Below are 23,334 nucleotides of genomic sequence, written 5' to 3' on the forward strand. Positions count from 1 at the left end.
ACTAAGTACACACCAAAACCGGCTGTCACGCGTCCTTCAGCAGCAGCAGTTCGCACGTCACCACCATGCGCGGTTCGGGGGCGAGGGTGTGATCGACCGCGGTGACGGTCGCCTCGGCGACGAGCTGGCCGGGGATCGCGAATTCGTGATCCGGCAGGCCATCGATGAAGCTCTCTCCGGCGGCCACGGCCTGCGGGCCGGAAAAGGCCAGGTCGAACGCGTGCCGCGCGCCCTCGAAGGTCACGCTCGCCCACGGCCGCTCTGACTGGCGCAGCACCTGTCCATGACCTTCGGTCAGCGCGACGAGCGCTTCGCGCACGCGGCCGGCGGTTCCGACCGGCGCGCGCCGGGCCGGGGGAGGGGTGTGGCCGGGCTCAAACACGGGCGGTCTCCCGATAAGTGTTCATGAAATGTTCCACCCGTGATACCAGCGCGCGGCGGGGTTCGCGCCCCATGCGCAGGTCCAGCACGAAGCGCGGATCGTTGGTGGCCAGGCGGCCGAACTTGGTGGGCGGCATGTCGTGCTCCCTCAGGAATTTCTCGACGGTGCGAATGAGCATTGGTGCGGTTCCCCTGCGACTCGGAACGGGCGATCGAGCTGCCAAACCACCACCGGAAATCCTACTTGTCTAGGAAAAATCCTACGTGTAGGAAGGAATAATGGTAAATCCTCCCGACGATCCCACGCGCGTCCGCCTGCTCGATCTGGCGCAGCGCCGGGGCGTGAGCCTGGCTGGGCTGTCCGAAATGATCGGGCGTAATTCCAGCTACTTGCAGCAGTTCATTCGCAAGGGGTCTCCGCGCAAGCTGGAGGAAGGCGACCGGCGCGTCCTCGCGCAGTTCTTCGGCGTCGCCGAATCGGAGCTTGGCGGATCGGAGGAAAATTCCTCGTCGGGCGCGCCCATGCGTGGCGACTGGATCGAGGTCCCGCGGCTCGCGCTCGGCGCGGCGGCCGGGCCCGGAGCCCTCGGCACGGACGAGCGCCCGTTCGATTCGTTCCGCTTCAGTCGCCGCTGGCTGAAGGAGCAGGGCCTCGGCAACGGGCAGCTCTCGACCATCCGCGTCCAGGGCGATTCGATGGAGCCGCTGCTTCACGACGGCGACGAAATCCTCGTCGACCGCGCCCAGCGCAGCTTGCGCGACGGCATCCACGTGGTCCGCCTGGGCGATGCGCTGATGGTCAAGCGCCTCGCCGCCGCGGGGCCGGGGCGCGCCACGCTGCTCAGCCAGAACTACGCCTATCCCCCGCTCGAGGTGGCGCTGGAAGAGCTCGAGATCGTCGGCCGCGTGGTATGGAAAAGCGGGCGGTTGTGACACTTTTCCATCTTGGGGTCCAAGCCGTGAAAGCGGGCAATTCCGCTTTCATCGGCAAATCATCAGGTTTCCATCATTCCCTTTCGTGGGTGAATCCGGCTAAATCAGCCGTGTCTCTTCGCGAGAAACGGGTGTTAAATGAATGGATTACCGAGGGCTGCGGTCCTTTCCGCCGCGGTAGTTGCCCTCTGCCTTACGGGGTGCGGAGGCGGCGGGTCGAGTTCGTCCGGCGGCGCTCCGCCTACGGGTTCGGCACCGAGCCCCGCACCTTCGCCTAGTCCCTCGCCGTCACCGTCTCCGGGCCCGGACAACGGCACCGGCACGATATCGACATATGCCCCGTTCGCGGTGACCGCGGATACCGAAATGGATGTGATCGGCTGGCTCGAAGAGGCCAGCGGATCGCGCTGGCTTGAGCCGGGCGACGTGGCGCTGAGGTGGCTGGCCGGTCCGCGAACCTTTGCCGCGACCTTCCCGGTCTATGGCAGCGGGCAACTGGTCGACGATCCCGACAACCTGGCCCGTTCCGCGAATTACCTCGTCGACTCCGGCAACCGGCGCCTGGCGGCCACTCATTTTTACATTCCCGGCGTACCCAACGCCATTTCTCAGCTGACGCTGCTGGGATCGTTCTTTGGCGCGGATCGGAAGAGCAAACCCTTCGGGACTTTCGTGTACTTCCCCCGCAGCGCGATACGTGCCCCGACGACGGGTCAGGTCACCTACACCATTCCGGAGCGCTACACGGACGGGACCCGGTTGAGCAACGCGACGCTTGCGGTCGATTTCGGCACGGGCACGGTCTTCGGCAAGGTCTCCGTGACGTACACCGATGCATTCGGGCCCTATCCGGAAACGCTCTACGATATCGAGAACGGGCGCGTCGACCGATCGACCGGGCGCATCACCGGGACCTTCCGTATTCCCGGGAGCGGTTTCGACGGGACTGTGCGCGGCCAGGTCCTCGGCGCGCAAGGTCAGGTGGCCGCGGTTGTCGCGCGCGGGGCCGTCCGCGACCCGTACGAAGGACAGTGGCGCGAATCCTTTCAGATCGCCGGCTTCCTCAACGAGCAGTCGACGCCGATAAGCTGACCGTTCAGGCCGCCTTGATTTAGCGGGAATCGCCCGCCATCTCGCTTTCATGCCTGACGCCCCCAGCCACCCCCCCATGCGCGCCGCGATCATTCCGGTGACGCCGCTACAGCAGAATTGCTCGCTGATCTGGTGCACGAAGACGATGAAGGGCGCGCTGGTCGATCCGGGCGGCGATCTCGACAAGCTCAAGCTCGGGGTCGAGCGGGCGGGGGTTACGCTGGAGAAGCTGCTCGTCACGCACGGTCACCTCGACCACTGCGGCCAGACGGGTATGCTGGCGAAGGAGCTCGGCCTCAAGATCGAGGGCCCGCACGAGGCCGACCGGTTCTGGATCAGCCGCCTCGACGAGGACGGCGGCAAGTACGGGATGCAGGCGCAGGTGTTCGAGCCCGACCGCTGGCTGGAGGACGGCGACACCGTCACCGTGGGCGAACTGACGCTCGAAGTGATCCACTGCCCGGGCCACACGCCGGGCCACGTCGTGTTCTTCCACCGCCCGAGCAAGTTCGCGATCGTCGGCGACGTGCTGTTCCAGGGCAGCATCGGCCGCACCGACTTTCCTATGGGCAACCACCAGGACCTGATCGACGCTATCACCCAGAAGCTCTGGCCGCTCGGCAACGATGTGACTTTCATCCCCGGCCACGGCCCCACGAGCACTTTCGGGCGGGAGCGGCAGACGAACGCCTTCGTGAGCGATTACGCGCTGAGGTGATGTCCGGTTTTCGACCCCAGAACCGGCCTGACGGCTAACGACCCCATTGCGGGCGTTGGCGTGACGGTAAGAGTTGGCGGCTAAGATGATCCGATGGACGCGATTGCCGCTTTGTCAGACAAGCTCGGGAAACACTCTGAGCTCAAGTTCAATCGAGGTGAAAATTGGGTAGTGTCTCAGTTTGAAATTTGACGAGCGGCCCTTGCGTTTCCATAGTATGCTTAGCGCAAAGCATGGAGGCGATATGGCTGTTCAAGATAATCCCCGTTATGCCGCGTGGTCCGCCGCTCTCGATAGGCTGCATGATGCCAACGCCCGGTATAGAAGCGCAACCGACGGGAGTTCGAATCTCGCGCCAAGTCTCGTGGCGGCTGCGGCACGGAACCTGGACCAAGCGAAGGCTGATTATGATGCAGTCAGCGCGGAGTTGGATTGATGCCTAAAGGTCCACGCGGAGAGAAGCGACCAGCCGATGCGATCGGGCGTGCGGTGATGATCGGTAAGATCGCTACTGGCGAGATTGAAGACGACCGCGCGGAGCTTTCCAGTGCCGCCGCTCAGCTTGGCAGCAAAGGCGGGAAGGCGCGCGCCAAGGCCATATCCCCTGAGCGGCGGGCCGAAATCGCCCGCGAAGCCGCAAAGGCACGTTGGAAGGACTAAGACAGACCGCCGCCCTGCAAATCCGCTGCCTGAATTATTTTTCCCCACATACCATGCACCGCTATTGCGCGGTGTAGGGCAATCCTTTAAAGCTGGAATCGCGACGGGACCGAATCCTCGCCAGAGGACCGGTCCCGCGCTGGTGAGCCTGCCCTCGCGAGCGGGGCCCTTGTCTGTCCACCACGGCCATCCTGCCAGATGGCCCAAGTCGAGAGGAGGTTACGAAGATGGGTCCGAAATTCTAGACCCGGCCCTTCGGTCACACTCCAACCCGGAACCCGGAGGGTGCCGTCCCGGATGCGCGCGAAGCGTCTCCGGGACGGCCATTGTCTGGCACAAATGAGGACAAATGGCAATGGAAAACGACGCTGGTGCTGACGCCTACGCGGTTGTTTTGGCTGATCTCCGTCGCCAACGCGATGAAATTGAAACCGCAATTGCAGCGATTGAGCGGCTGACCGGAGTCAAGGCCGGGGTATCCGCCGCGCCGACTAAGGCCCCCGCCGAGCGCACCGCACCCGCTGGCGGTTCGTTGCTCGGCATGTCGATCGCCGATGCCGCGCGGAAGGTTCTCGAGGCGAAGCGTAACAAGGCTTCTACTGCGGAAATCGTTTCCGCCCTTGAGGCTGGTGGTGTGGAACTAACTTCCGCCGACAAGAACAACACGGTTGGATCGATCCTACTCCGTCGTTTCTACAACGTCGGGGACATCGTGCGCGTCAATCGCGGTGTCTGGGGTCTCCAAGAGTGGTATCCTGGCCGCAAGTTTGCGAAGGGCAGTAAGGTTGGCGAGGTCAAGGAAACTGCTGTTTCCAAAGAGAATTCCGATGAGCGCGTAGAAGAACAAGAAGAGACCAATTTCGACTTGAGGGATTTGGGCCTTGAACCCAACATCACAGATTCAGAGGACGACGACATTCCGTTTTGATGCATGATTGTGCTTGACGGTAAGCAAAAAAGTTCATATTAAAATGAGCATGAACAAGCTGCCTCTCGCCAAGCGCACTCAAATCCTCGCCATGCTGTGCGAGGGATCGTCCATGCGGTCGATCAGCCGCATTGCGGACGTGTCGATCAACACGGTGAGCAAGCTGCTCGTCGAGGCCGGTGAGGCTTGCCTCTCTATCCATGACGAGACGGTCCGCGATGTGAAGGCGAGCCGCATCCAGTGCGACGAAATCTGGTCGTTCTGCTACGCGAAGGCTGCGAACGTCGCGACCGCGAAGGACGCCCCGGAGGGCGCTGGCGACGTGTGGACCTGGACCGCTATCGACGCCGACACAAAGCTGATGGTGTCCTATTTCGTCGGCGACCGTGGCGCGGAAAGCGCGATGGTCCTGATGGACGATCTACGCGCCCGCCTTGCCAACCGCGTCCAGCTTACCACTGACGGGCATCGCGCCTATCTTGAAGCGGTCGAAGGCGCGTTCGGCGCTGACGTGGACTACGCACAGCTTGTGAAGCTGTATGGCGAACTCGGCGGCAAGAGCCCTGATCGCCGCTACAGCCCCGCCATATGCACCGGCGCGAAGAAGGTCCGCCGCGAAGGCAATCCCGATTACGCCCATGTCAGCACGTCGCACGTCGAGCGCATGAACCTTTCGATCCGGATGCAGAACCGCCGCTTCACGCGCCTGACGAACGCTTTCAGCAAGAAGCTGGACAACCATATTCACGCGCTGGCGCTCTACTTCGCGTTCTACAATTTCTGCCGCATCCATAAGACGCTGCGCGTGACCCCGGCGATGGCCGCTGGCATTACCGACCGCCTCTGGACGCTGGACGATATCGTTGCGAAGATCGATGGGATGGCCCCGGCACCTAAGCCGCGCGGTCCCTACAAGAAGCGCGGCTAAGCCGCCGAGACGCGCAGTCCGAATATGTCCATCATGCGATAACCGGCTTCAAGACAAGGCACCGACGCCAAAACGCGGATGCCGAAACTGCCCGGCGCGTTCTCCGCTTCATAAAGATACAATCCACCGATTGCATCGGACATGCCGTTGTCCGCCAATGTCTTTCGGGATAGTTCGGACAAGTATATTTCTTGTCCCGTCGGAGTTGTCCCCACCGCAAGGAACTCATCCATGGCTCGACCTCCTGCCCCGCGCGTGAATCCCCGACTTTCGGCGTCTCAATTGGCAGACTATCTCAGCGCTGCCACACCTGTAGGCCAGCTGGGAATCTTGAGGCAAGCGAAAAACCCCGGGCCCAACCGTCCGATCATCATCCAGTACCATCATGCGCGCAGAACGATTGCTGAATGCCTAAGGGATCGCGGCGGGCTTAATCGTATCGTGGCCCAAGCGAACGCACTTCTTGAAGATCGACGCGACGACGGCACAAATGGCCCGCTCGTGCGTGATGATGCGCAGCGTTGCATTGATGTGATCGAGGCCTTCCAGCGCGCCTCGAACGCGCTGGATGTGTGGGGGCCAGAGTATCGTGAAGCCCGACAACCATCGCCCCCGCTCAACATCAACGGCGTCGAGGTATCAGTAGCACCCGACGCTCTAGTGATCGACAACCGGCGCGCTCGGGTGGGCCAGGCGTTCATCCGCTGCACAATCGGCGGGGCTGGCGAAGCCGCCGAGAACCGTAGGGCAGAGGCAAACGTGAATCTTGCAACGTTGGCGCACATGCACGCGACCCAATACCTCGCCGATCTTGGCGAGCCGCACCCTCAAACATCAATGGTGATCGACGTATCCCGGGAGAACGTCTTTCGCGCCCCTGCGAACTCCGCTCGACGTATTGCGAACATCGAAGCGGCCTGCACGATGATCGCCGCAATCTGGCCGACCGTCTGATTTCAAACTGAGACACTACCGAAAATTGGCTTAGGATTGACCAGCCCATCTCATCCGGTTTTGCTGTCGAGCTTCGTCAACAAGGAGGCGAGTGGACCATCTATTTGGGTCAGGGTGGATGGCACCAGCACTTTGATGACGCTGAGGAAGCACTGGATTTCATCGCGTGGTGCTACTCGGGCGAGGCGAGGGTTCGCGAAATTTGGCGCGGTAATTTGCTTCAAAAGGCAGTTCTTGAAGCTCGCGAGGATGGAGCGTGGCGAGCGGTATCTGAGACAGGACTAATCCTCTTCCCGTTCTGGCGGAAGCGCCGCGAGGTTGTGCTGGACAACCCGAATCTTCTTACAAATTGAGCGATTAGAAGGTCCGCTTCCCACCCCGCAACCCGACGATCCGGAAACGACCTCATTGTGGACATTGACCACTCTTCAGATTCTGGCGACTGTGAAGCATGTTCTGGTTGAAAGCCTACAATCGGCGCGAAAGCCTCTCGGACGCCCAGCTAGAGAGACTGTTGTCGGAGTTGAAGGACCAAGTGGAGCGGTATCGCATCGCAATCCGCAACTATCCTCCAGACCGAATGGAGCAGTACGGTCGACCGTTTCTCGACGACCTTGAAGGACGGGTGACAAAGGTTGCGCAGATAATAAACGAACGAGCGGCATCGCGGAATTGATGTCCGCTAACCATCCCAAATCGGACACTCGCTAGGCTAATCGGCGATCCGCAAGCGGACCGGCCGCTATCGCGAGATTCCCTAAGAAAGCGGTCCAGCCGGTAACGACCCCATTGCGGACATTCCTCAATCGGGAGTGATGGCCCGCTCACAAGCAACGATGGCGTCAGCAATTTCTCTGTTCATCCATTCCTTCTTGGCGGTCCCCTGACACCGTCGAAGTGCTCCGAGAAGCGACGGATCAGCCAAGAGCTCGGCTGCCTCGAAAGTTGGGCTGCCCCACTCATCCCCTTCCAACTCTCGCCTAACTAATGGAAGCGCGAGGTCACGGTCTCGCATAGCCAAACCCAGCAGAGCTTCGCCTCTAACTACCGCATCGACGTCTTTGGTCGCAGCCATCAACGCGGTGCGAACCTCGTCGCCATCGACCTCTGCAAGTGCCAGTATGAAAGTTGCCCAGTCCCTATTCGCGGTCTGCGCATCGTTCATGAGCGCGATGACACGACGGAGGTTGGTCTCGGCAAACGGCGAGCCGGTAAGTGGAGCATCGCCCGATAGGACCCAAGTTAGAAACTCGGCTTGTGGCTCGTATATATCCGTCATGAGTGGGTTCTATCTGGCGAAAGCTAATTTCCGCTTTCCACCCCACATCGGACATTCGTGGCAATTGACGATTGCCCCGAAAGCCGACGCTATATCACTCCAAGCGCCACCAGCACTGCGACCACCGCCAACCCCAGCTGCGTCAGCATCGTGATGAGCGTGCCGATCATCCGTCCGGTCTTGAACGCGCCGCCGTCCATTCCCATCCCGTGGGCCACGCGGCCGAGCATGTAGATCGCCGCGACCCAGGCGAGCCAGGGCTGGCCTTTTCCGGCGATCTCGATCGCGGCGATCAGGATGAGCACGAAGGCGGTGTTCTCGACGAAATTGAGCTGCGCGCGCATGCGCGCGGTGAGCGGGCCGCCGGCGTCGTCGCCGATCGAGACCTTGGTGCGCCCACGCATCTGGCCGATGCGCATGCTGAGCCAGAGGTTGATGATGGCCGCGGCGGCTGCCGCGCACAGGGTAACCGGAAGGATCATTCGTGCCCCACTCCTCTTGCGATCCGAGGTGTGTGGGCTAGCACACCCGGGGCCGCTTGCAACGGACGCGTTTTTCGCTATAGGGCGCGCCTTCCCGCCACTGCCGGGTCCGTTCGCCGCGTCCCCGGCCCGCATGGGTTGTGCGCCGAATGGCCTTGGCCTAGGGCGAACCGCAATCGCTTTTGAATTATATACGGAACAGGTGCCACGATGGCCGTCCCAAAAAGAAAAGTTTCGCCCAGCCGCCGCGGTATGCGCCGGAGCCACGATTCGCTGAAGGTCGAGGCGTTCCACGAATGCTCGAACTGCGGCGAGCTCAAGCGCCCGCACAACCTCTGCTCGCACTGCGGACACTACAACGGCCGCGAAGTCGTCGCCGTCGGCCTCTGACGGCCGCTTAGGGTAGTTCGGTCATGACCCTCCCGCGTATCGCCGTCGACGCGATGGGCGGGGACGAGGGCGTGCAGACGATGGTCTCCGGCGCGGCACTGGCCCGTCGGCGCCACGACAAGTTCAAGTTCCTCCTCGTGGGCGACGAGTCGCGGATCAAGGCCGCGCTCGACGCGCACCCGAACATGCGCGGCGCGTCCGAGATCCTCCACTGCGAGGACGTCGTCGGCGGCGACGAAAAGCCGACCCAGGCGCTGCGCCGTGCCAAGACCACCAGCATGGGCCTGGCCGTCGGTGCGGTGAAGGCGGGAGACGCCGGCGCCGCCGTGAGCGCGGGCAACACCGGCGCGCTGATGGCGATGAGCAAGCTCGCGCTGCGCACGATGCCGGGGATCGACCGGCCGGCGCTCGCCGCGCTGCTGCCGACCCTTGGCGACAACGACGTCATCATGCTCGACCTCGGCGCCAATACCGAGTGCGATGCGCGCAACCTCGTCCAGTTCGCCGTGATGGGCGCGGCCTATTCGCGAATCGTCACGGGGCGCGAGGAACCGCGGGTGCGGCTGCTCAACATCGGGACCGAGGAGCTCAAGGGCACCGAGGAACTGCAGCAGGCCGCCAGCACCCTGAGGGCGGCGACCGGCCTTTCGCTGAGCTTCGACGGCTTCATCGAGGCCGACAAGATCAACCGGGGCACGTGCGACGTCGTCGTGACCGACGGCTTTTCCGGGAACATCGCCCTGAAGGCGATCGAGGGCGCGGCGCGCTTCGTGACCGATCTTCTCCGCAGCGCCTTCACCAGTTCCCTCCGCTCGAAGTTCGGCTTCCTCGTGAGCCGCCCGGCGACCGAGCTGCTGCGCCACCACCTCGATCCCAACAACCACAACGGGGCGGTCTTCCTCGGCCTCAACGGCGTCGTGGTGAAGAGCCACGGCAGCGCTACTGCCGCCGGCGTCGCCAACGCGGTCGACGTGGCCGCGCGGCTGCTCGAGAACGAACTGACCCAGCGCATCACCGCCGATCTCGCCGAGCTCGGCGGAACGCGCCTGCGCACCAACGGGGCCGAGGGCGAAGCCGCGTGATTCGCTCGGTCGTGCTCGGAAGCGGATCGGCCCTCCCCAAGCGGGCGGTACCGAACGCCGAGATGGCGGCGATGGTCGACACGAGCGACGAATGGATCGTCGAGCGCACCGGCATCCGCAACCGCTTCATCGCGGGCGAGGGCGAGACGACCGCGACGCTTGCCGCCGAAGCGGCATCCACGGCCCTGCAGGCCGCCGGGCTTTCCCCGGCCGACATCGGGCTTATCGTGCTGGCGACCGCAACGCCGGACCAGACGTTTCCGGCCACCGCGACGAAGGTGCAGGACATCCTCGGCTGCCACGGCGGCATCGCGTTCGATGTCGCGGCGGTCTGCTCCGGCTTCCTCTATGCGCTTGCCACCGCCGATTCGATGCTCCGCGCAGGCATGGCCCGGCGCGCGCTGGTGATCGGGGCGGAAACGTTCAGCCGCATCCTCGACTGGGAGGATCGCACGACCTGCGTCCTGTTCGGCGACGGTGCTGGTGCGCTCGTGCTCGAGGCGCAGGACGTCGCCGAGGACGGTCCGGGCGTGATCTACACCCAGCTCCACGCCGACGGGGCGCACAACGAGCTGCTCTACGTCGATGGCGGCCCATCGACCACCGGCACCGTCGGCAAGCTGCGGATGCGGGGGAAGGAAGTGTTCCGCCACGCGGTGACCAACCTGGCGAGCGTGCTCGAGACAGTGCTCGCGGAGACCGGCTTCACCGCGGACGAGATCGACTGGGTCGTGCCGCACCAGGCCAACGCTCGCATCCTCGACGCGACCGCGCGCAAGCTCGGACTGCCGGCCGAGAAGGTCGTGGTCACGGTCGATCGCCACGCCAACACCTCGGCCGCGTCGGTTCCGCTGGCATTCGACGTCGCGGTGCGCGATGGCCGGATCAAGCCCGGCGACCTCGTTATGTTCGAAGCGATGGGCGGCGGGTTCACCTGGGGCGCCAGTCTCGTCCGTATGTAACGGGCCCGTCTGGAAAATTTCCGGACGCGCATTGCGGCAGAACGCCAAGTTCGTTAGCATTGTTCCCGGACATCGGGTCGCGCCGATGGAGAGGGGAGGACCCCGCGTATGATGCGTTCGGTGGGCACGCTGACTCGCGCAGACCTGGCAGACACGATCAACCGCAAGCTCGGCTTCAGCAGGGCCGAGTCGCTCGATCTGGTCGAATCCATTCTGCGCCACATGTGCGAGGCGATGTCGAAGGGTGAGAACGTCAAGATCTCGGGCTTCGGCACCTTCGTTCTGCGCGACAAGAAGGAACGGATCGGCCGCAATCCCAAGACGGGGATCGAAGTGCCGATCACACCGCGGCGGGTGATGACCTTCCGCGCCAGCCAGCTGCTCAAGGAGCGGGTGGCCAAGGGTTAGGAAATGCGCGCATGGTAGCCAGCTTCGACGACGGCAAGGACGAGGGCGCACTGCGCACGATCGGCGAAGTGGGCGACGCGCTCGGCATCAAGTCGCACGTGCTGCGGTACTGGGAAGGCCAGTTCCCGATGCTCCAGCCGCTCAAGCGCAGCGGCGGAAGGCGGTATTACCGCCCGGAAGACGTGGCCCTGCTCGAAGAGATCGACCGGCTGGTGAACAAGGAAGGCTATACCCTCCGCGGTGCCAAGGCGGCGTTGAAGGGATTCAAGCCGGACACTGGGTCGGGGGTGGAAGTGCCACGGACCGAACCGCAGTCCGAAACGCAGAGCCTGCCCCGCGCCGAGACTTCCGGCATTCCCGGTGAGGCGGTCGACCGTCTCAAGGCAATCCGCCGAACACTAGCCGCTGCGCTGGAGAGTTGATCGTGCCCTGCTCATCCCGGGCCGGGGCGAGCATGTGACCGTCGATCCCGCCCGGTAGTCTCGGTGCTGGAGTTTGCTTTCTAGCGCTCGTGATTGAGCTACTCGGCCGCGAGGAGCTCCGCCTCGCCGAGGTCCACGCTGACCAGGCGGCTGACGCCGCGTTCGACCATCGTCACGCCGAACAGGCGGTGCATGCGGCTCATCGTCACCGCGTTGTGGGTCACGATCAGGTACCGGGTCTGGGTTTCGGCGACCATCGAATCGAGCAGGTCGCAGAAGCGGTCGATGTTGGCATCGTCGAGCGGGGCGTCGACTTCGTCGAGCACGCAGATCGGCGCGGGATTGGTCAGGAACAGCGCGAAGATCAGCGCGATCGCGGTAAGCGCCTGCTCGCCGCCCGACAGCAGGGTGAGCGACTGCAGCCGCTTGCCCGGCGGCTGGGCGTAGATCTCGAGCCCCGCCTCGAGCGGATCGTCGCTGTCGATCAGCGCAAGGTGCGCCTGCCCGCCCTCGAACAGCCGAGTGAACAGCCGGCGGAAGTGCGTGTCGACCTGCTCGAATGCGGCGCGCAGGCGCTCGCGCCCTTCGCGGTTGAGGTTGCCGATCGATCCGCGCAGGCGATTGACCGCCTCGGTCAGCTCGGCCTGCTCCGCGGCGCTCGATCCGTGCTCGGCCTCGATCCGCTCGAGCTCGTCCGCGGCAACCAGGTTGACCGGGCCGATCCGCTCGCGACTGGCGGTAAGGCGTTCCATTTCCTCGCCCTCGAGCCCGGCATTCTTCACAGCTTCGGCATCGAAACCGATGCGATCGGACAGGAGCGGCGGCGAGCACTGGAACCGCTCGCCCGAGATGCGCGCCATCTCCTCGCGGCGCTGCTCTTCGTTGTCGGCACGGGCGGCAAGTCCGGCGCGCAATTCGCGGGCGGTGGCGAGCGCCTCGGTGACGTCGGCCAGCGCGTGGTCGGCGGCGGTCGCGGCCGTCTGCGCTTCCACCACCGCCTTCTCCGCTTCGGCAAGTTCGGAGGTCAGGCGCGCCCGAACCTCGTCGCCGCGCTCGATTTCGCGCAGGAGGCCTTCGGGCTTGGCGGCGACGACGGCGCGTTCCTGCTCGATCTCTTCGAACCGGCGGCTCATGTCCGACAGTCGCCGCGCGGCCTCGCCCGAGCGGGCCTGCCAGCTCGCGATATCCGACCTCTGGGCAGCGGTACGCTCGCGCGCGACCGCGAGGCCCTGATCGTGGGCGGCGAGCTCCGCGGTCGCCGCCTGCAGTGCCGAGCGCGCCGCCTCGTTCTTCGCCTGGGCCGCTTCGAGAGTGGCACGCCCGGCATCGGGCGGGGGCAGGGCATCCCGCTTTGCCAGTGCCGAAGCCATGTCGGTCTCGGCGGCGTTGCGCTGTTCGGCGAGATCCGTTTCGCTCGACGCCAGTTCCGCCAGCCGCGCGGCATGGCGCTCGCGTGCGGCCTCGGCCTGGTCGAGCGCCCGGAGCGCGCCGCGCTCGGCTTCGATCGTCTCCTGAACCCCGCGCTCGTCGGCAACCAGCTCGCGTTGCAGCGTGGCGAGTTCGTCCTGGGCGCGCGCCTGTGCGGCTTCCGCGGTGGCAAGCGCCTCGCGCCGGGGCGGCAGGAGCGACTCCAGCTCGGCGAGCCGGTTCTCGGCCTCGAGACGGGCCGCTTCGGCAGCGCCTTCACCGCGCGCAATGAAACCGTCCCAGCGCCGCAGCGCACCGGCCCGGGTCACGAGCCACTCGCCCGGTTTCAGCGCTCGCCCGTCATCGCTGTCCGCGACGTGGACGAGCGCGAGCCGCGCAGCGAGCTCTTGCGGGCAATCGGTGACGTGCCGTGCCAGCGAATCGGCGACCGGGGCAGGGGCGGTCGATCCGGTCCAGTAGCGTCCCTCGCCATCGCCTTGCGGCGTGCCAAGGGGAGAGCGGGCATCGCGCCCGAGCACGGCGGCGACCGCGCGCTCGTATCCCGAAGCCGCGCGGACGCGGTCGAGCGCAGTGGGCAGGCCCTGCCGCCCCGCTGCGGCCTTCGCGCGCGCCTGGCGGTCGCGGTCGAGACCCTGGAATTCGCGTTCGAGCCCGGCGACTTCCGCCCGGGCTGCCGAAAGCGCGGACGCAGCTTCGTCGCGTGCTGACTGCAGCGCTTCCTTGCGCGATCGCTTGGCATCGAGCGCGTCACGCAGGGCGAGGACGGCCTTCGCAGCATCCTCGGTGTCGCGCTGTGCCGCGTTCACCGCAGCTTCGGGATCGCCCGCCTGGGACAGCGCCATGCGCGCCTCCGCATGGCGCCGGGCCTCGCTTTCGAGCCGCGCGAGCCGGGCCTCGGCTTGCGCCACTTCCGCCTCGGCGACACGCCATTCCGCCTCGACCCCGGCCTGGTCCGCGGTAGCCTTGGCGAGGGCGAGTTCCGCCGCGCGCCCGGCGCGCTCGGCATCCTCGAGCTTCCTCGCCAGTGCAGGGCGGCGCGCCTCGTCGGCCTCGAGCGCGGCGGCATTGGCGGCCAGTTCCTTCTCCAGCCGGGCGAGCGCTTCGGCGGCATCCCGGGTCAACCGGTCGGCATCGCCGCGATCCTCCTCGAGCCGCGTCTTCTGCCGGTCGAGGTCGGCGAGGCGCTGCTCGGCGGCTTCCAGCTGGCTCGACAGCGCGGCCATCCGGTGGCCGTGCGCACTGGCATCGTCGCGCCGGTCGGCGAGCTCGTCGCGCGCTGCGGCTAGCGCCTGGGCCGCGGCGGCCTGCGCCTTCTGTGCTTCGCTCGAAGCCTGCTGGGCAGCGGCGACGCGCTCGTCCGCCGCCTTCGCTTCGGCGCGCGCGGCCGTCGCCGCCGCCGCCGCGTCGCGCCAGCGGGCGAACAGCAACCGCGCCTCGGCGACGCGGATCTGCTCGGAGAGCGCCTTGTAGCGCTCGGCCTGCTTGGCCTGCCGGCGGAGCGAGGCGATCTGGCTGTCGAGGCCCGCCATCAGGTCTTCGAGCCGGGCCAGGTTGGCCTCGGTCTGGCGCAGCTTGCTCTCGGCATCGCGGCGACGGACGTGGAGGCCGGCGATGCCTGCCGCCTCTTCCAGCATCATGCGGCGCTCGGCCGGCTTGGCGGCGATGACCTGCGCGATCTTGCCCTGGCTGACTAGCGCCGGGGAGTGCGCCCCCGTCGCCGCGTCGGCGAAGGTCAGGGCGACGTCCTTGGCGCGCACGTCGCGCCCGTTCACGCGGTACGCGCTGCCCGCGCCGCGTTCGATCCGGCGGACGACCTCAAGCTCCTCGCCGTCGTCGCCCTGGCCGGTGAGTACCACTTCGGCAAAGTCGCGCTGCGGACGGCTGGCGGTGCCGGCGAAGATGACATCGTCCATCCCGCCCGAGCGCATCGACTTGGGCGAGTTTTCGCCCATGACCCACCGGATCGCCTCGAGCAGGTTGGACTTTCCGCAACCGTTGGGGCCGACCACCCCGGTCAGGCCCGGCTCGATGCGCAGCTCGGACGGCTCTACGAAGCTCTTGAAACCGCTGAGCTTGAGCCGCCTGATGAGCATCCCGGTGTGTGTCCCCCCTCCGCGACCGGTCTAGCGGGCGCCGGCCCGCTGGAGCATCGGTTCGAGCGTCTCCCAGCTCTGGGTGCCGACGTTGCTGCCGTTGACGAAGAAGGTCGGGGTGCCGGTGACGTTGAGTTCCTCGGACTGCTTGTCCGATCGTTCGGCGATTGCCTCGACCGACTTGGCATCCGCCAGGCAGGTCCGCGCCTGGTCTTCGCTGATGCCGCGGCTGGCGAAGAAGGGAAGCAGTCCGCTCGCTTGCGCCACCGCGACGAAACGCTGGCTCTCCGGCAGGGCCATCGCGGCCTCGAGCTGGGGCCCTGCGGCCTGCGCACCGGTCATTATCGTGTCGAAGTTCATCCAGACCTGCTCCGACAGCGGCACCATGGCATCGGGCGTCGAGCAGCGCACGAGCCGCGCGAGAACCAGGTCGATGCCGTTATGGACCTGGTTGCGCAGTTCGAAGCTGACCTTGCCAGTGTTGATGTACTTGTCGCGAAGGGTCTCGAAGCCGGTCTGCGTGAAGTTGGCGCACGCGCCGCAGGTCAGCGAGCCGTATTCCATCAGCTTGATCGGGGCATCGGGGTTGCCGACCATGTATCCGCCGTCCGGAGTGACCGAGGCCACGTCGATCCACGCCTGTCCGGTCGGAGCGGCGACGGCGGCGACCGGTGCGCCTTCCGCGACTTCGCCGTCGGCGGCATTGTTCGATCCGCAGGAGGCGAGCGCGAGTGCGGCGACGAGGGCAAAAGAGGCGGTACGCAGCATGATCATCCTTTCGGGTGGGCCTAGAGGGTATACGAGGGTGGGCGGACGGTGAAGCGCGACGGGGCGCTTTCCACAGCTATGCCCATGGCGTTCAGAAACGGGCGTCGAGCTGGGGCTGCAGCAGCGACCAGGCATGCGTCCCCGTAAGGAGCACACCGTCGATGGCGAAGCTCGGGGTGGCGCGTACCTTCCACTTGTCGGCATCGGCCTTCGTCTGCTCGGCCAGGCGCGTTGCCAGCGCCTCGTCCGATAGGCAGCGATCGAGCGCGGTGCGCTCGTACCCGCGGCCGATCATGATGTCGTAGAACTTCAGGTCGTTGGCGATCGCCCGGCGGCGCGCGGGTCCGGCGCCCGTGTACCAGCGCTGCTGCTGGCCCTGCGTCGCACGCTCGGCAATGGGGAGCCACTTGGGCTGGGCAAGGATCAGGGCCTTGTGGTTGCCCGGAAATTTCGCTGCCGGGCCGCAGTTCGCGAGCATCGTGGCTGTCAGGTCCACCGGATCGCGCACGACATGGCGGATGTCGAGCTGGACCTTGCCCGTGGACACGTAGACATCGATCGCGCCCGTCGCCTGCTGCGCGAAGTCTCCGCAATGACTGCAGGTGTAGCTGACGAACTCGGTCAGCTTGATCTTCGCGGCAGGGTTGCCGACCTTGTGTCCTCCACCCGCGGTATCGACCACGGTGAGCCAGTTCGTGGACGCCGCCACTGCCGCCGACGCAGCCAGGGCGACGGTCGCCGCCAGGATCGGTCGAAACAACTTCACGCCATGCTACTCCTTCGCGCCCAGCGTCCGGGCAAGGGATTCCAGGACCGCGCGCAGCTCCGGATCGCCCACGTCGCGCAGCGAATCTCCCAGCTCGATCGGCACGGGCTTCAGCGAAGGCGGCGCGGCGGGCCGCGCTTCTACCCGGGGCGGCTGAACGGCGCCTTGACGCAGCTTTACCCGCGCGACGGCCTTGTAGCCGAAGAAACGGTTCACCCGTTCCATGATCTCGGGGATCACATGCTGGATCAGGGGCGCGTGCGCGGGCAACACCACGAGTTGCAGGATGCCGTCGGCCTTTTCGCCCGGCGGAAAGCGGATCGCCTCGGGCGTGCAGACCTTGGCGTGGTGTTCGCCGACGATCTCCGGCCAGCGGGTGACGACGCTCGACTGGACGAAGCCGAAGCGGCGAAACGCCGTGCGGCCGACTTGCGGGGTCAGCTCCGCGATCGATCGCGCGGGCCCGCCGCGCGGCCGTTCGTACTGGCGCGCCCTGGGCTTGGGCGGAGGTGGCGGAGCGTCCCGTTCCATCGTCGCCGCGCCCATGCCATAGGCGCGCCATGAGCGCCAGCGACGACGACATTCCGGCAAGGTTGCTGGCCTGGTACGATCGCCACGCGCGCACCCTCCCGTGGCGCAGCCCGCCGGGTGCGGCTGCGCCCGAGCCCTATCGCGTCTGGCTCTCGGAGGTCATGCTGCAGCAGACGACGACGGCTGCCGTTGCGCCGTATTATGCGAAGTTCCTTGCGCGCTGGCCCACGGTGGAAGCGCTGGCGGCGGCCGACGATGGCGACGTGATGGCCGCGTGGGCGGGGCTGGGATATTACTCGCGGGCGCGAAACCTGCTCGCGGCGGCGCGTATGGTGGTCGAGCGCGGCGGCTTTCCCGACACCGAGGAGGGCCTGCGTCAGTTGCCGGGCGTGGGCGCGTATATCGCAGCGGCCGTCGCGGCGATCGCTTTTGGGCGGCGTGCGGTCGTGGTCGATGCCAACGTGGAGCGGGTGGTTTCGCGCCTGTTCGCGATCGCCGAGCCGCTGCCGGCTTCACGAAAGGCAATTTACGAGCGGACCGGCGCGATCACCCCCGCATCGCGCGCAGGCGACTTCGCGCAGGCGATGATGGACCTCGGCGCGACGGTCTGCACGCCGCGCGAACCGCGCTGCCTGCTATGCCCCTTATCCGCCGATTGCGCCGCGCGGGCCGAAGGCGAGCCGGGGCGTTACCCGGTCAAGGCGGCCAAGAGGGCAAAGCCCACGCGGCGCGGCGCGGCGCTGTGGATCGAGCGGGAGAGGGCCGTCTGGCTGGTCCGGCGCGAAGGGACGGGGATGCTAGGCGGAATGCGCGCCTTGCCCGACGACGGCTGGTCGGCGCGCAGCGACGGCAGCGGGGTTCCGGACGGCGAATGGGAGGACGCGGGCGTGGTGCGCCACGGCTTCACCCACTTCGACCTGGAGCTGGCCGTGCACGTGTCCCGCACCGCCACGCCCGTCGGCGACGGCGAATGGTGGCCGCTGGACAAGCTCGAGGAGGCAGGGCTGCCGACGCTGTTCGCGAAGGCCGCGGCGCGCGCCGGTGCTAGATGACCCCGCCGCCCAGGCTCAGCCGCACGACCGCGACGAGCAGGACGATCAGGCAGAAATTGCGCCCCGCCTTGCTTGAAGACGAAAGCTGGCCCGCGATGATCCCGATCACGATCAGGGGAAGCGCCAGCCAGTTGGCCCAGCCGAGGAAGGGAATCGTCGCTGGGATCACGATCACCAGCGAGATGAGGCCGAGGATGAATGCGATGATGTTGCCCATGTGTCCTACATGGATAGGACACTCGGGGATTGCAAGCCCGATTGACCGCGCAGCCACCATGTCGCACATCCTCATTTGAAACCGATCACGGAGTAATCGATGGCTTTCAGGGATTTCGCCACGCCGCAGATGTCGCGTCGTTCGTTGCTGCGGTCGAGTGCACTGCTGGGAGCCGGCGCGACGATGGCGGGTTGGCCGCTGCGCGCGCTTGCGCAGGGCACCACCGCGTGGCCGGCGGTGGAGGCCATGGTCAAGTCGTACATCGACAGTCGGAAGGTCGCGAGCATGGTCGCCACGCTCGGCTGGGGGCAGGCCGCGCCGACGATGATCGGAGGGGGAACGCTCGCGCTGGGACACGCGTCGGTAGCCGGGCCCGACACGCTCTACCGGATCTATTCGATGACCAAGCCTGTCACCGGCATGGCGGCGATGCAGCTGATCGCTGATGGCAAGCTCGGTCTGGATCAGCCGATTGCCGACTTGCTGCCGGCCTTCGCAAACATGACCGTGCAGAAGACCTACGACGGGTCGCTCACCGACGTCGAGCCGGCCGTGCGTCCGATCACCGTGCGCCACCTTCTCACCCACACCGCAGGTATCGGTTACGGAATCATCCAGAAGGGGCCGATCAAGACGGCCTACGAAGATGCCGGGATCATCGCCGGACAGGTGACCAAGGTCCCGGCGCTCGCCGCGATGTTCGGGCGGGGCGTGCCGGTGCGCAGCCTTGCCGCGTTTGCCGACGGGCTCGCCAAGTTGCCGCTGGTCGCGCAGCCCGGCACGCGCTGGTCCTATTCGATGAGCCTCGACCTGCTGGGCCGCGTGATCGAGGTCGCGAGCGGTATGACCTTCGATGCCTACCTGCACGAGGCGATTTTCGGACCCGCGGGCATGGACAGCACCTATTTCCAGGTTCCGGCCGAGGACGTGGCCCGCCTCTCGACGAACTACGGCGTCGTGGGTGGAAATCTCATCCCGATCGATCCGGGCGCCGCGTCGGTCTATGCCGATGCACCACCGTTTCCGACGGGAGGTGCGGGGCTCGTCAGCTCACCGGCCGACTACGACAGGTTCCTCAAGATGATCGCGGGGTACGGCAAGATCGACGGCAAGCGCGTGCTGAACGAACTGGCGGTGCGCGTCGGTACCTCGAACCTGCTGCCCGATGGGGTCGAGACGAAGGGGACGTTCGCTGCGGGATCGGGTTTCGGCGCCGGTGGCCGCGTGGGTCTGGGCGAACAGGCCGGCACCTACGGCTGGGGCGGCGCTGCAGGGACGGTCGCGCTGGTCGACCTCAAGCGGGGTCTGCGGGCCAATCTGATGACGCAGTACATGCCGTCCGATGCCTACCCGGTCCATGCAGAGTTTCCCGCGGCGGTGCTGAAGGATCTCGCCGCGATGGCGGGCAAGTGACGGCGTGATCGCCTTCAGCGGCTCGCCGCTCGACCGCGCGGATCACTTGCGCACCGACCCGGACGCGCTCGCCGGGTTGATGGACTGGCGGGCGCGGCTGCTTCGGCTCGACGGCCTGCTACCGACGTTCGACAACACGACCGGTGCGCTGGGCTGGGGCAGTCTCGCCGAAGTGCCCGAGGATGCCGATCTCGTGTTCCTCGGCCTTCTCGACGGCAAGGCCTGCTTTGCCGCGGTGCCCGACCAGGGAGCGGAAGGGCCCGCCTACGCGCAGCCGCAGGTGTGGCAGGCGATGCAGGTGCTGAGCCCGCAGGACCTTGCGGTGTACGGCGGGGCGCGCAGCCTCGTCGACTGGCACGCGCGGCACCGCTTCTGTGCGCGCTGCGGCGCGCGGACCCGCGTAGCGAAGGGCGGTTGGCAGCGCGATTGCCCGGAATGCAGCGCAGCGCATTTCCCGCGCACCGATCCGGTCACGATCATGCTGGTCGAGTACGAAGACAAGCTTCTGCTTGGCCGCCAGCCTCGTTTTCCGCCGCGTATCTTCTCTGCCCTCGCAGGGTTCGTCGAGCCCGGCGAAACGATCGAGGAAGCGGTGGCGCGCGAGGTGTTCGAGGAAGCCGGCGTCCGGGTCCGCGAGGTAACGTACATCGCCAGCCAGCCGTGGCCGTTCCCCAGCCAGCTGATGATCGGGTGCCACTCGGTCGCGGAGGACGATGCACTGACCATCGATCGCACCGAGCTGGAGGAAGCCCGGTGGTTCACCCGCGCCGAACTGATCGAGGCGCGCGCCGCGGGACCGGAGGGCAACGAGAACCTGATCTTTCCGCGCTCGTTCGCGATCGCGCACCATCTGGTAACCTGGTGGCTCGACCGATGAGGAGAAGGGGATGACCCAGCACGTCACCATAGACATCTGGTCCGACGTCATGTGCCCGTGGTGCGTGATCGGTTACAAGCACCTCGAGACGGCGCTGGCCTCGCTCGAAGGCGAGATCGACGCCGAGATCCGCTGGCTGCCGTTCGAACTCAATCCCGACATGCCGCCCGAAGGCGAGGAAAGCCGCGCGCACATCGCCCGCAAGTACGGGCGCACGCCCGAGCAGGCAGAGGCCGGACGGACGATGATGGCGGAGCGCGCCGCCGCGGCCGGCTTTCCGTTCGACTATATCGGCGAAGGCGATCCGCCGCCGTCGATGCTCTGGAACACGTTCGACGCGCACAAGCTTCTGCTCTGGGCGCGCGAGACCGCGGGAGCGCAAGCGCAGACCAGGCTGAAGCTGGCGCTGTTCGCGGCGCACTTCCAGCAGCGCCGCAAGGTGGGCGAGCGCGACGTGTTGCTCGACATCGCCGGGGAGGTCGGGCTCGACCGTGAGGACGCAAGAGCGGCGCTGGACGATCCGGGGATCGCCGACGCGGTGCGGGCCGAAGAGCGCATGGCGTGGGACAACAACGTCTCCGGCGTCCCGGCGATGGTGATCGATCGAAAATTCATCGTACCCGGCGCGCAGGAGCCGGAGACTTACGTGAATGTGCTCCGCAAGGTCGTAGCGAAGCGGGGCGGCTAGATAAGCCCCAGCTTCGTCAGGCGCCCTGCCAGCCGGCCGGGGATTGCATCGCCCGGTTCCTCGCCCTCTTCGAGGTCGCGCGGGGCCTGTCGCTCGGTCAGGTAGCGCCAGCCCTGGTGCGCGCGCTTGTGTTTCGGCTGGACCAGGATGAGCTTGGGTGCGAGGCGGATCGTCCAGTGTCCGTCGGGCCGTTCGGCGAAGCCCAGGATTTCGCTCCGCGCCACGATCGCGTGGTCGAGGATCCAGTAGAGCGATCCGCCGATCATCTCGGCATGACGGGTGGGGCGATAGCGCGTGCGCATGTGCGCCTCTTCGCCTGCCTCGACCCACGCCCGCAGGTTGTCGATGCTGCCCGAACGATAGGCGATCTTGGTCATGCTCAGCGGCATGGCGTCACCCGGCGAGGCCCGCCGCGACCGCCAGCCCGAGAAACGCGAAGAAGCCCATAGAATCGGTGATCATCGTCACGAAAACGCTGGATGCCACGGCGGGGTCCTGGTCGAGCCTTTCGAAGATGACGGGGACCGCCACTCCTGCGAGACCGGCGACGAGAATGTTGATCATCATGGCCGCGGCGATCACGCCGCCCAGCTGGGGCTCGAACAGCAAGGCGACCGCAACCCCGATCAGCACCGCGACGGTCGCCCCGTTGAGCAGGGCGACGCGCAGCTCGCGCCAGATCATCCGGCGGGTATTGGCACGGGTCAGCTGGTTCATCGCGATCGCGCGCACCGTCACCGCCATCGTCTGCGTGCCGGCGTTGCCCCCGATGCTGGCGACGATCGGCATCAGCACGGCAAGTGCCACCAGCTGTTCGATCGCAGCGCCGAACATCGCGATGATCGCGCTCGCGACCACTGCGGTGCCGAGGTTGGCCACCAGCCAGCGCACCCGCGCAACATAGGCGTCGCGGATGGGCTCGTTGATGTCGCCATCGCCTGCGCCCGAAAGCAGGAGAACGTCCTCACCGGCTTCCTCGGACACGATGTGGACCACGTCGTCCGCCGTCATCTGGCCGACCAGACGCCCGTTCTCGTCGACCACCGCGGCCGAGATCAGGGCGTATTTCTGGAACATGTTGCCGACCTCTTCCTGGTCCATCGTGACCGGGATGAGGGTCTGGTCGCGCTTCATTACCTCGACGAGCGGCGTCGATCGGGGAGCGCGCATGATCCACGAAAGCTGGCATGTGCCGACCGGTTTGTGCGCCAGGTCGACGACGAAGACTTCCCAGAACTCCGTCGGCAGTTCGTCGGCATCGGCATCGCGCAGGTAGTCGATGATGTCGCCAACCGTCATGTGCTCGGGCGCCGCGACGAATTCGCGGCTCATCAATCGGCCGGCGGTCTCTTCCGGATAGGCTAGCGCGCTCTCGATCGCCGCGCGGTCCTCGGGCTCCATCTCGGCGAGGATCGCCGCCTGGTCCTCGGGCTCGAGATCCTCAAGCAGCTGCACCGCGTCGTCGGTGTCGAGCTGCTCGGCAATCTCTGCGACCGCTTCGGGAGGGAGAGCCTCCATCATGTCGTCGCGGACGTAGTCGTTGAGCTCGGCGATCACTTCGCCGGTCATGAGGTCCGGGATGGCCGCGGCGAGCAGCGGGCGGTCGCCCGCATCGAGGATTTCGAACAGGTCGGCGACGTCTGCCTCGTGCAGCGGCTCGACGAGGTTGTGGACCCGCCCGGTATCACCGTCGTCGAGCGCGTCGATCACGCTGCGGACGAATTCCGGCTTCAGCCGGTTGTCCTCGTCGTGACGCTCGTCATCGACGCGATCGTCGGGACGCTCTTCGAGCGGTGCCGCCAGTGCGTCGTCGTCGAGGATCGTCTCGTCCACCATGCGCGAGGCCTTAGGCGCGGGCACCGGAAACGCAAGCGCACGGGTG

The 23,334-nt window shown here is 66.2% G+C and carries 28 protein-coding genes; 16 read left to right on the plus strand and 12 right to left on the minus strand.

The window, feature by feature from the left end; translation table 11 throughout:
* Positions 1–25 precede the first annotated feature (25 nt).
* Positions 26–382, minus strand: coding sequence for a hypothetical protein (locus A6F68_RS08920; RefSeq protein WP_084001772.1), 357 nt, complete (start codon positions 380–382; stop codon positions 26–28).
* A complete protein-coding gene (locus tag A6F68_RS08925) occupies positions 375–560 on the minus strand; it encodes a hypothetical protein (protein ID WP_067678811.1) in 186 nt (61 codons plus the stop codon). The genes A6F68_RS08920 and A6F68_RS08925 overlap by 8 nt, the downstream gene beginning before the upstream one ends.
* Before the next feature lie 100 nt (positions 561–660).
* On the opposite strand from A6F68_RS08925, the gene A6F68_RS08930 reads away from it, so the two are divergent.
* The 6 genes from A6F68_RS08930 to A6F68_RS08955 all read left to right on the plus strand — a co-directional run bounded on the left by A6F68_RS08930 (position 661) and on the right by A6F68_RS08955 (position 5,640).
* Positions 661–1,314 carry a LexA family transcriptional regulator gene (locus tag A6F68_RS08930; protein WP_067678815.1) on the plus strand — a complete coding sequence of 218 codons (654 nt, stop codon included), beginning with the start codon at positions 661–663 and terminating at the stop codon, positions 1,312–1,314.
* A 348-nt stretch (positions 1,315–1,662) separates the two neighbouring features.
* Complete coding sequence (locus A6F68_RS08935; protein ID WP_067678818.1) at positions 1,663–2,406, plus strand: hypothetical protein; 744 nt, start codon at positions 1,663–1,665, stop codon at positions 2,404–2,406.
* Positions 2,407–2,482: 76 nt separating this feature from the next.
* Positions 2,483–3,124, plus strand: a complete 642-nt coding sequence (locus A6F68_RS08940) for an MBL fold metallo-hydrolase (protein ID WP_067678820.1) — start codon at positions 2,483–2,485, stop codon at positions 3,122–3,124.
* A 492-nt stretch (positions 3,125–3,616) separates the two neighbouring features.
* Positions 3,617–3,784: a hypothetical protein gene (locus A6F68_RS08945; protein ID WP_198152576.1), complete on the plus strand. Its 168-nt coding sequence runs from the start codon at positions 3,617–3,619 to the stop codon at positions 3,782–3,784.
* Positions 3,785–4,133: 349 nt separating this feature from the next.
* Positions 4,134–4,712, plus strand: coding sequence for a winged helix-turn-helix domain-containing protein (locus tag A6F68_RS08950; RefSeq protein WP_084001774.1), 579 nt, complete (start codon positions 4,134–4,136; stop codon positions 4,710–4,712).
* Between the two features lie 49 nt (positions 4,713–4,761).
* Complete coding sequence (locus A6F68_RS08955; RefSeq protein WP_067682369.1) at positions 4,762–5,640, plus strand: transposase; 879 nt, start codon at positions 4,762–4,764, stop codon at positions 5,638–5,640.
* On the opposite strand, the gene A6F68_RS15030 is transcribed toward A6F68_RS08955, so the two are convergent.
* Entirely contained in the window at positions 5,637–5,873 is a 237-nt protein-coding gene (locus A6F68_RS15030; protein WP_157096697.1) for a hypothetical protein, read from the minus strand. The two genes, A6F68_RS08955 and A6F68_RS15030, sit on opposite strands and share 4 nt — an antisense overlap.
* A gap of 49 nt (positions 5,874–5,922) precedes the next feature.
* On the opposite strand from A6F68_RS15030, the gene A6F68_RS08960 reads away from it, so the two are divergent.
* Positions 5,923–6,594 (plus strand): hypothetical protein, encoded by a 672-nt coding sequence (locus tag A6F68_RS08960; RefSeq protein WP_157096698.1) that lies wholly within the window; start codon positions 5,923–5,925, stop codon positions 6,592–6,594.
* Between the two features lie 802 nt (positions 6,595–7,396).
* On the opposite strand, the gene A6F68_RS08975 is transcribed toward A6F68_RS08960, so the two are convergent.
* Entirely contained in the window at positions 7,397–7,873 is a 477-nt protein-coding gene (locus tag A6F68_RS08975) for a hypothetical protein (RefSeq protein WP_067678836.1), read from the minus strand.
* A gap of 89 nt (positions 7,874–7,962) precedes the next feature.
* Positions 7,963–8,355, minus strand: coding sequence for an MAPEG family protein (locus A6F68_RS08980; protein ID WP_067678838.1), 393 nt, complete (start codon positions 8,353–8,355; stop codon positions 7,963–7,965).
* A gap of 210 nt (positions 8,356–8,565) precedes the next feature.
* Between A6F68_RS08980 and rpmF the strand changes: the two genes are divergently transcribed.
* The 5 genes from rpmF to A6F68_RS09005 all read left to right on the plus strand — a co-directional run bounded on the left by rpmF (position 8,566) and on the right by A6F68_RS09005 (position 11,619).
* A complete protein-coding gene (gene rpmF, locus A6F68_RS08985) occupies positions 8,566–8,745 on the plus strand; it encodes a 50S ribosomal protein L32 (protein ID WP_057883014.1) in 180 nt (59 codons plus the stop codon).
* 23 nt (positions 8,746–8,768) lie between these two features.
* A complete protein-coding gene (gene plsX / locus A6F68_RS08990; protein ID WP_067678841.1) occupies positions 8,769–9,827 on the plus strand; it encodes a phosphate acyltransferase PlsX in 1,059 nt (352 codons plus the stop codon).
* Entirely contained in the window at positions 9,824–10,789 is a 966-nt protein-coding gene (locus tag A6F68_RS08995; protein ID WP_067678844.1) for a beta-ketoacyl-ACP synthase III, read from the plus strand. Before plsX ends, A6F68_RS08995 begins: the two co-directional genes overlap by 4 nt.
* Before the next feature lie 108 nt (positions 10,790–10,897).
* Positions 10,898–11,197 (plus strand): integration host factor subunit alpha, encoded by a 300-nt coding sequence (locus A6F68_RS09000; protein WP_198152577.1) that lies wholly within the window; start codon positions 10,898–10,900, stop codon positions 11,195–11,197.
* A gap of 11 nt (positions 11,198–11,208) precedes the next feature.
* A complete protein-coding gene (locus A6F68_RS09005; protein WP_067678847.1) occupies positions 11,209–11,619 on the plus strand; it encodes a MerR family transcriptional regulator in 411 nt (136 codons plus the stop codon).
* A 98-nt stretch (positions 11,620–11,717) separates the two neighbouring features.
* Here A6F68_RS09005 and A6F68_RS09010 read toward each other — a convergent pair whose 3' ends face one another.
* From A6F68_RS09010 to A6F68_RS09025, 4 genes are all read right to left on the minus strand, one after another.
* Positions 11,718–15,140, minus strand: a complete 3,423-nt coding sequence (locus A6F68_RS09010) for a chromosome segregation SMC family protein (protein WP_067678850.1) — start codon at positions 15,138–15,140, stop codon at positions 11,718–11,720.
* Positions 15,141–15,170: 30 nt separating this feature from the next.
* Positions 15,171–15,908 (minus strand): DsbA family protein, encoded by a 738-nt coding sequence (locus A6F68_RS09015; protein ID WP_067682375.1) that lies wholly within the window; start codon positions 15,906–15,908, stop codon positions 15,171–15,173.
* Positions 15,909–15,999: 91 nt separating this feature from the next.
* Positions 16,000–16,674: a thioredoxin domain-containing protein gene (locus A6F68_RS09020; protein WP_084001776.1), complete on the minus strand. Its 675-nt coding sequence runs from the start codon at positions 16,672–16,674 to the stop codon at positions 16,000–16,002.
* 6 nt (positions 16,675–16,680) lie between these two features.
* Complete coding sequence (locus tag A6F68_RS09025; RefSeq protein ID WP_067682381.1) at positions 16,681–17,205, minus strand: DUF721 domain-containing protein; 525 nt, start codon at positions 17,203–17,205, stop codon at positions 16,681–16,683.
* Positions 17,206–17,234: 29 nt separating this feature from the next.
* Here A6F68_RS09025 and mutY point away from each other — a divergent pair, with 29 nt between their 5' ends.
* Positions 17,235–18,257 (plus strand): A/G-specific adenine glycosylase, encoded by a 1,023-nt coding sequence (mutY, locus tag A6F68_RS09030; protein WP_067678853.1) that lies wholly within the window; start codon positions 17,235–17,237, stop codon positions 18,255–18,257.
* Here the strand turns inward: mutY and A6F68_RS09035 are convergent.
* Positions 18,250–18,474: a hypothetical protein gene (locus A6F68_RS09035; protein WP_067678856.1), complete on the minus strand. Its 225-nt coding sequence runs from the start codon at positions 18,472–18,474 to the stop codon at positions 18,250–18,252. The genes mutY and A6F68_RS09035 overlap by 8 nt on opposite strands.
* A gap of 99 nt (positions 18,475–18,573) precedes the next feature.
* Here A6F68_RS09035 and A6F68_RS09040 point away from each other — a divergent pair, with 99 nt between their 5' ends.
* From A6F68_RS09040 to A6F68_RS09050, 3 genes are read left to right on the plus strand one after another with little or no spacing between them, the layout of a single operon-like run.
* Entirely contained in the window at positions 18,574–19,887 is a 1,314-nt protein-coding gene (locus tag A6F68_RS09040; RefSeq protein WP_067678859.1) for a serine hydrolase domain-containing protein, read from the plus strand.
* A 4-nt stretch (positions 19,888–19,891) separates the two neighbouring features.
* Positions 19,892–20,764 (plus strand): NAD(+) diphosphatase, encoded by an 873-nt coding sequence (gene nudC / locus A6F68_RS09045; protein ID WP_232308106.1) that lies wholly within the window; start codon positions 19,892–19,894, stop codon positions 20,762–20,764.
* Positions 20,765–20,774: 10 nt separating this feature from the next.
* Positions 20,775–21,452, plus strand: coding sequence for a DsbA family oxidoreductase (locus tag A6F68_RS09050; protein WP_067678865.1), 678 nt, complete (start codon positions 20,775–20,777; stop codon positions 21,450–21,452).
* Here the strand turns inward: A6F68_RS09050 and A6F68_RS09055 are convergent.
* Positions 21,449–21,841 carry a DUF1489 family protein gene (locus A6F68_RS09055; protein ID WP_067678869.1) on the minus strand — a complete coding sequence of 131 codons (393 nt, stop codon included), beginning with the start codon at positions 21,839–21,841 and terminating at the stop codon, positions 21,449–21,451. The genes A6F68_RS09050 and A6F68_RS09055 overlap by 4 nt on opposite strands.
* A 4-nt stretch (positions 21,842–21,845) precedes the next feature.
* Positions 21,846–23,288, minus strand: coding sequence for a magnesium transporter (gene mgtE / locus A6F68_RS09060; protein ID WP_067678872.1), 1,443 nt, complete (start codon positions 23,286–23,288; stop codon positions 21,846–21,848).
* Between the last annotated feature and the right edge of the window lie 46 nt (positions 23,289–23,334).

The sequence above is a fragment of the Tsuneonella dongtanensis genome, from assembly GCF_001698205.1.
Classification (GTDB): domain Bacteria; phylum Pseudomonadota; class Alphaproteobacteria; order Sphingomonadales; family Sphingomonadaceae; genus Tsuneonella; species Tsuneonella dongtanensis.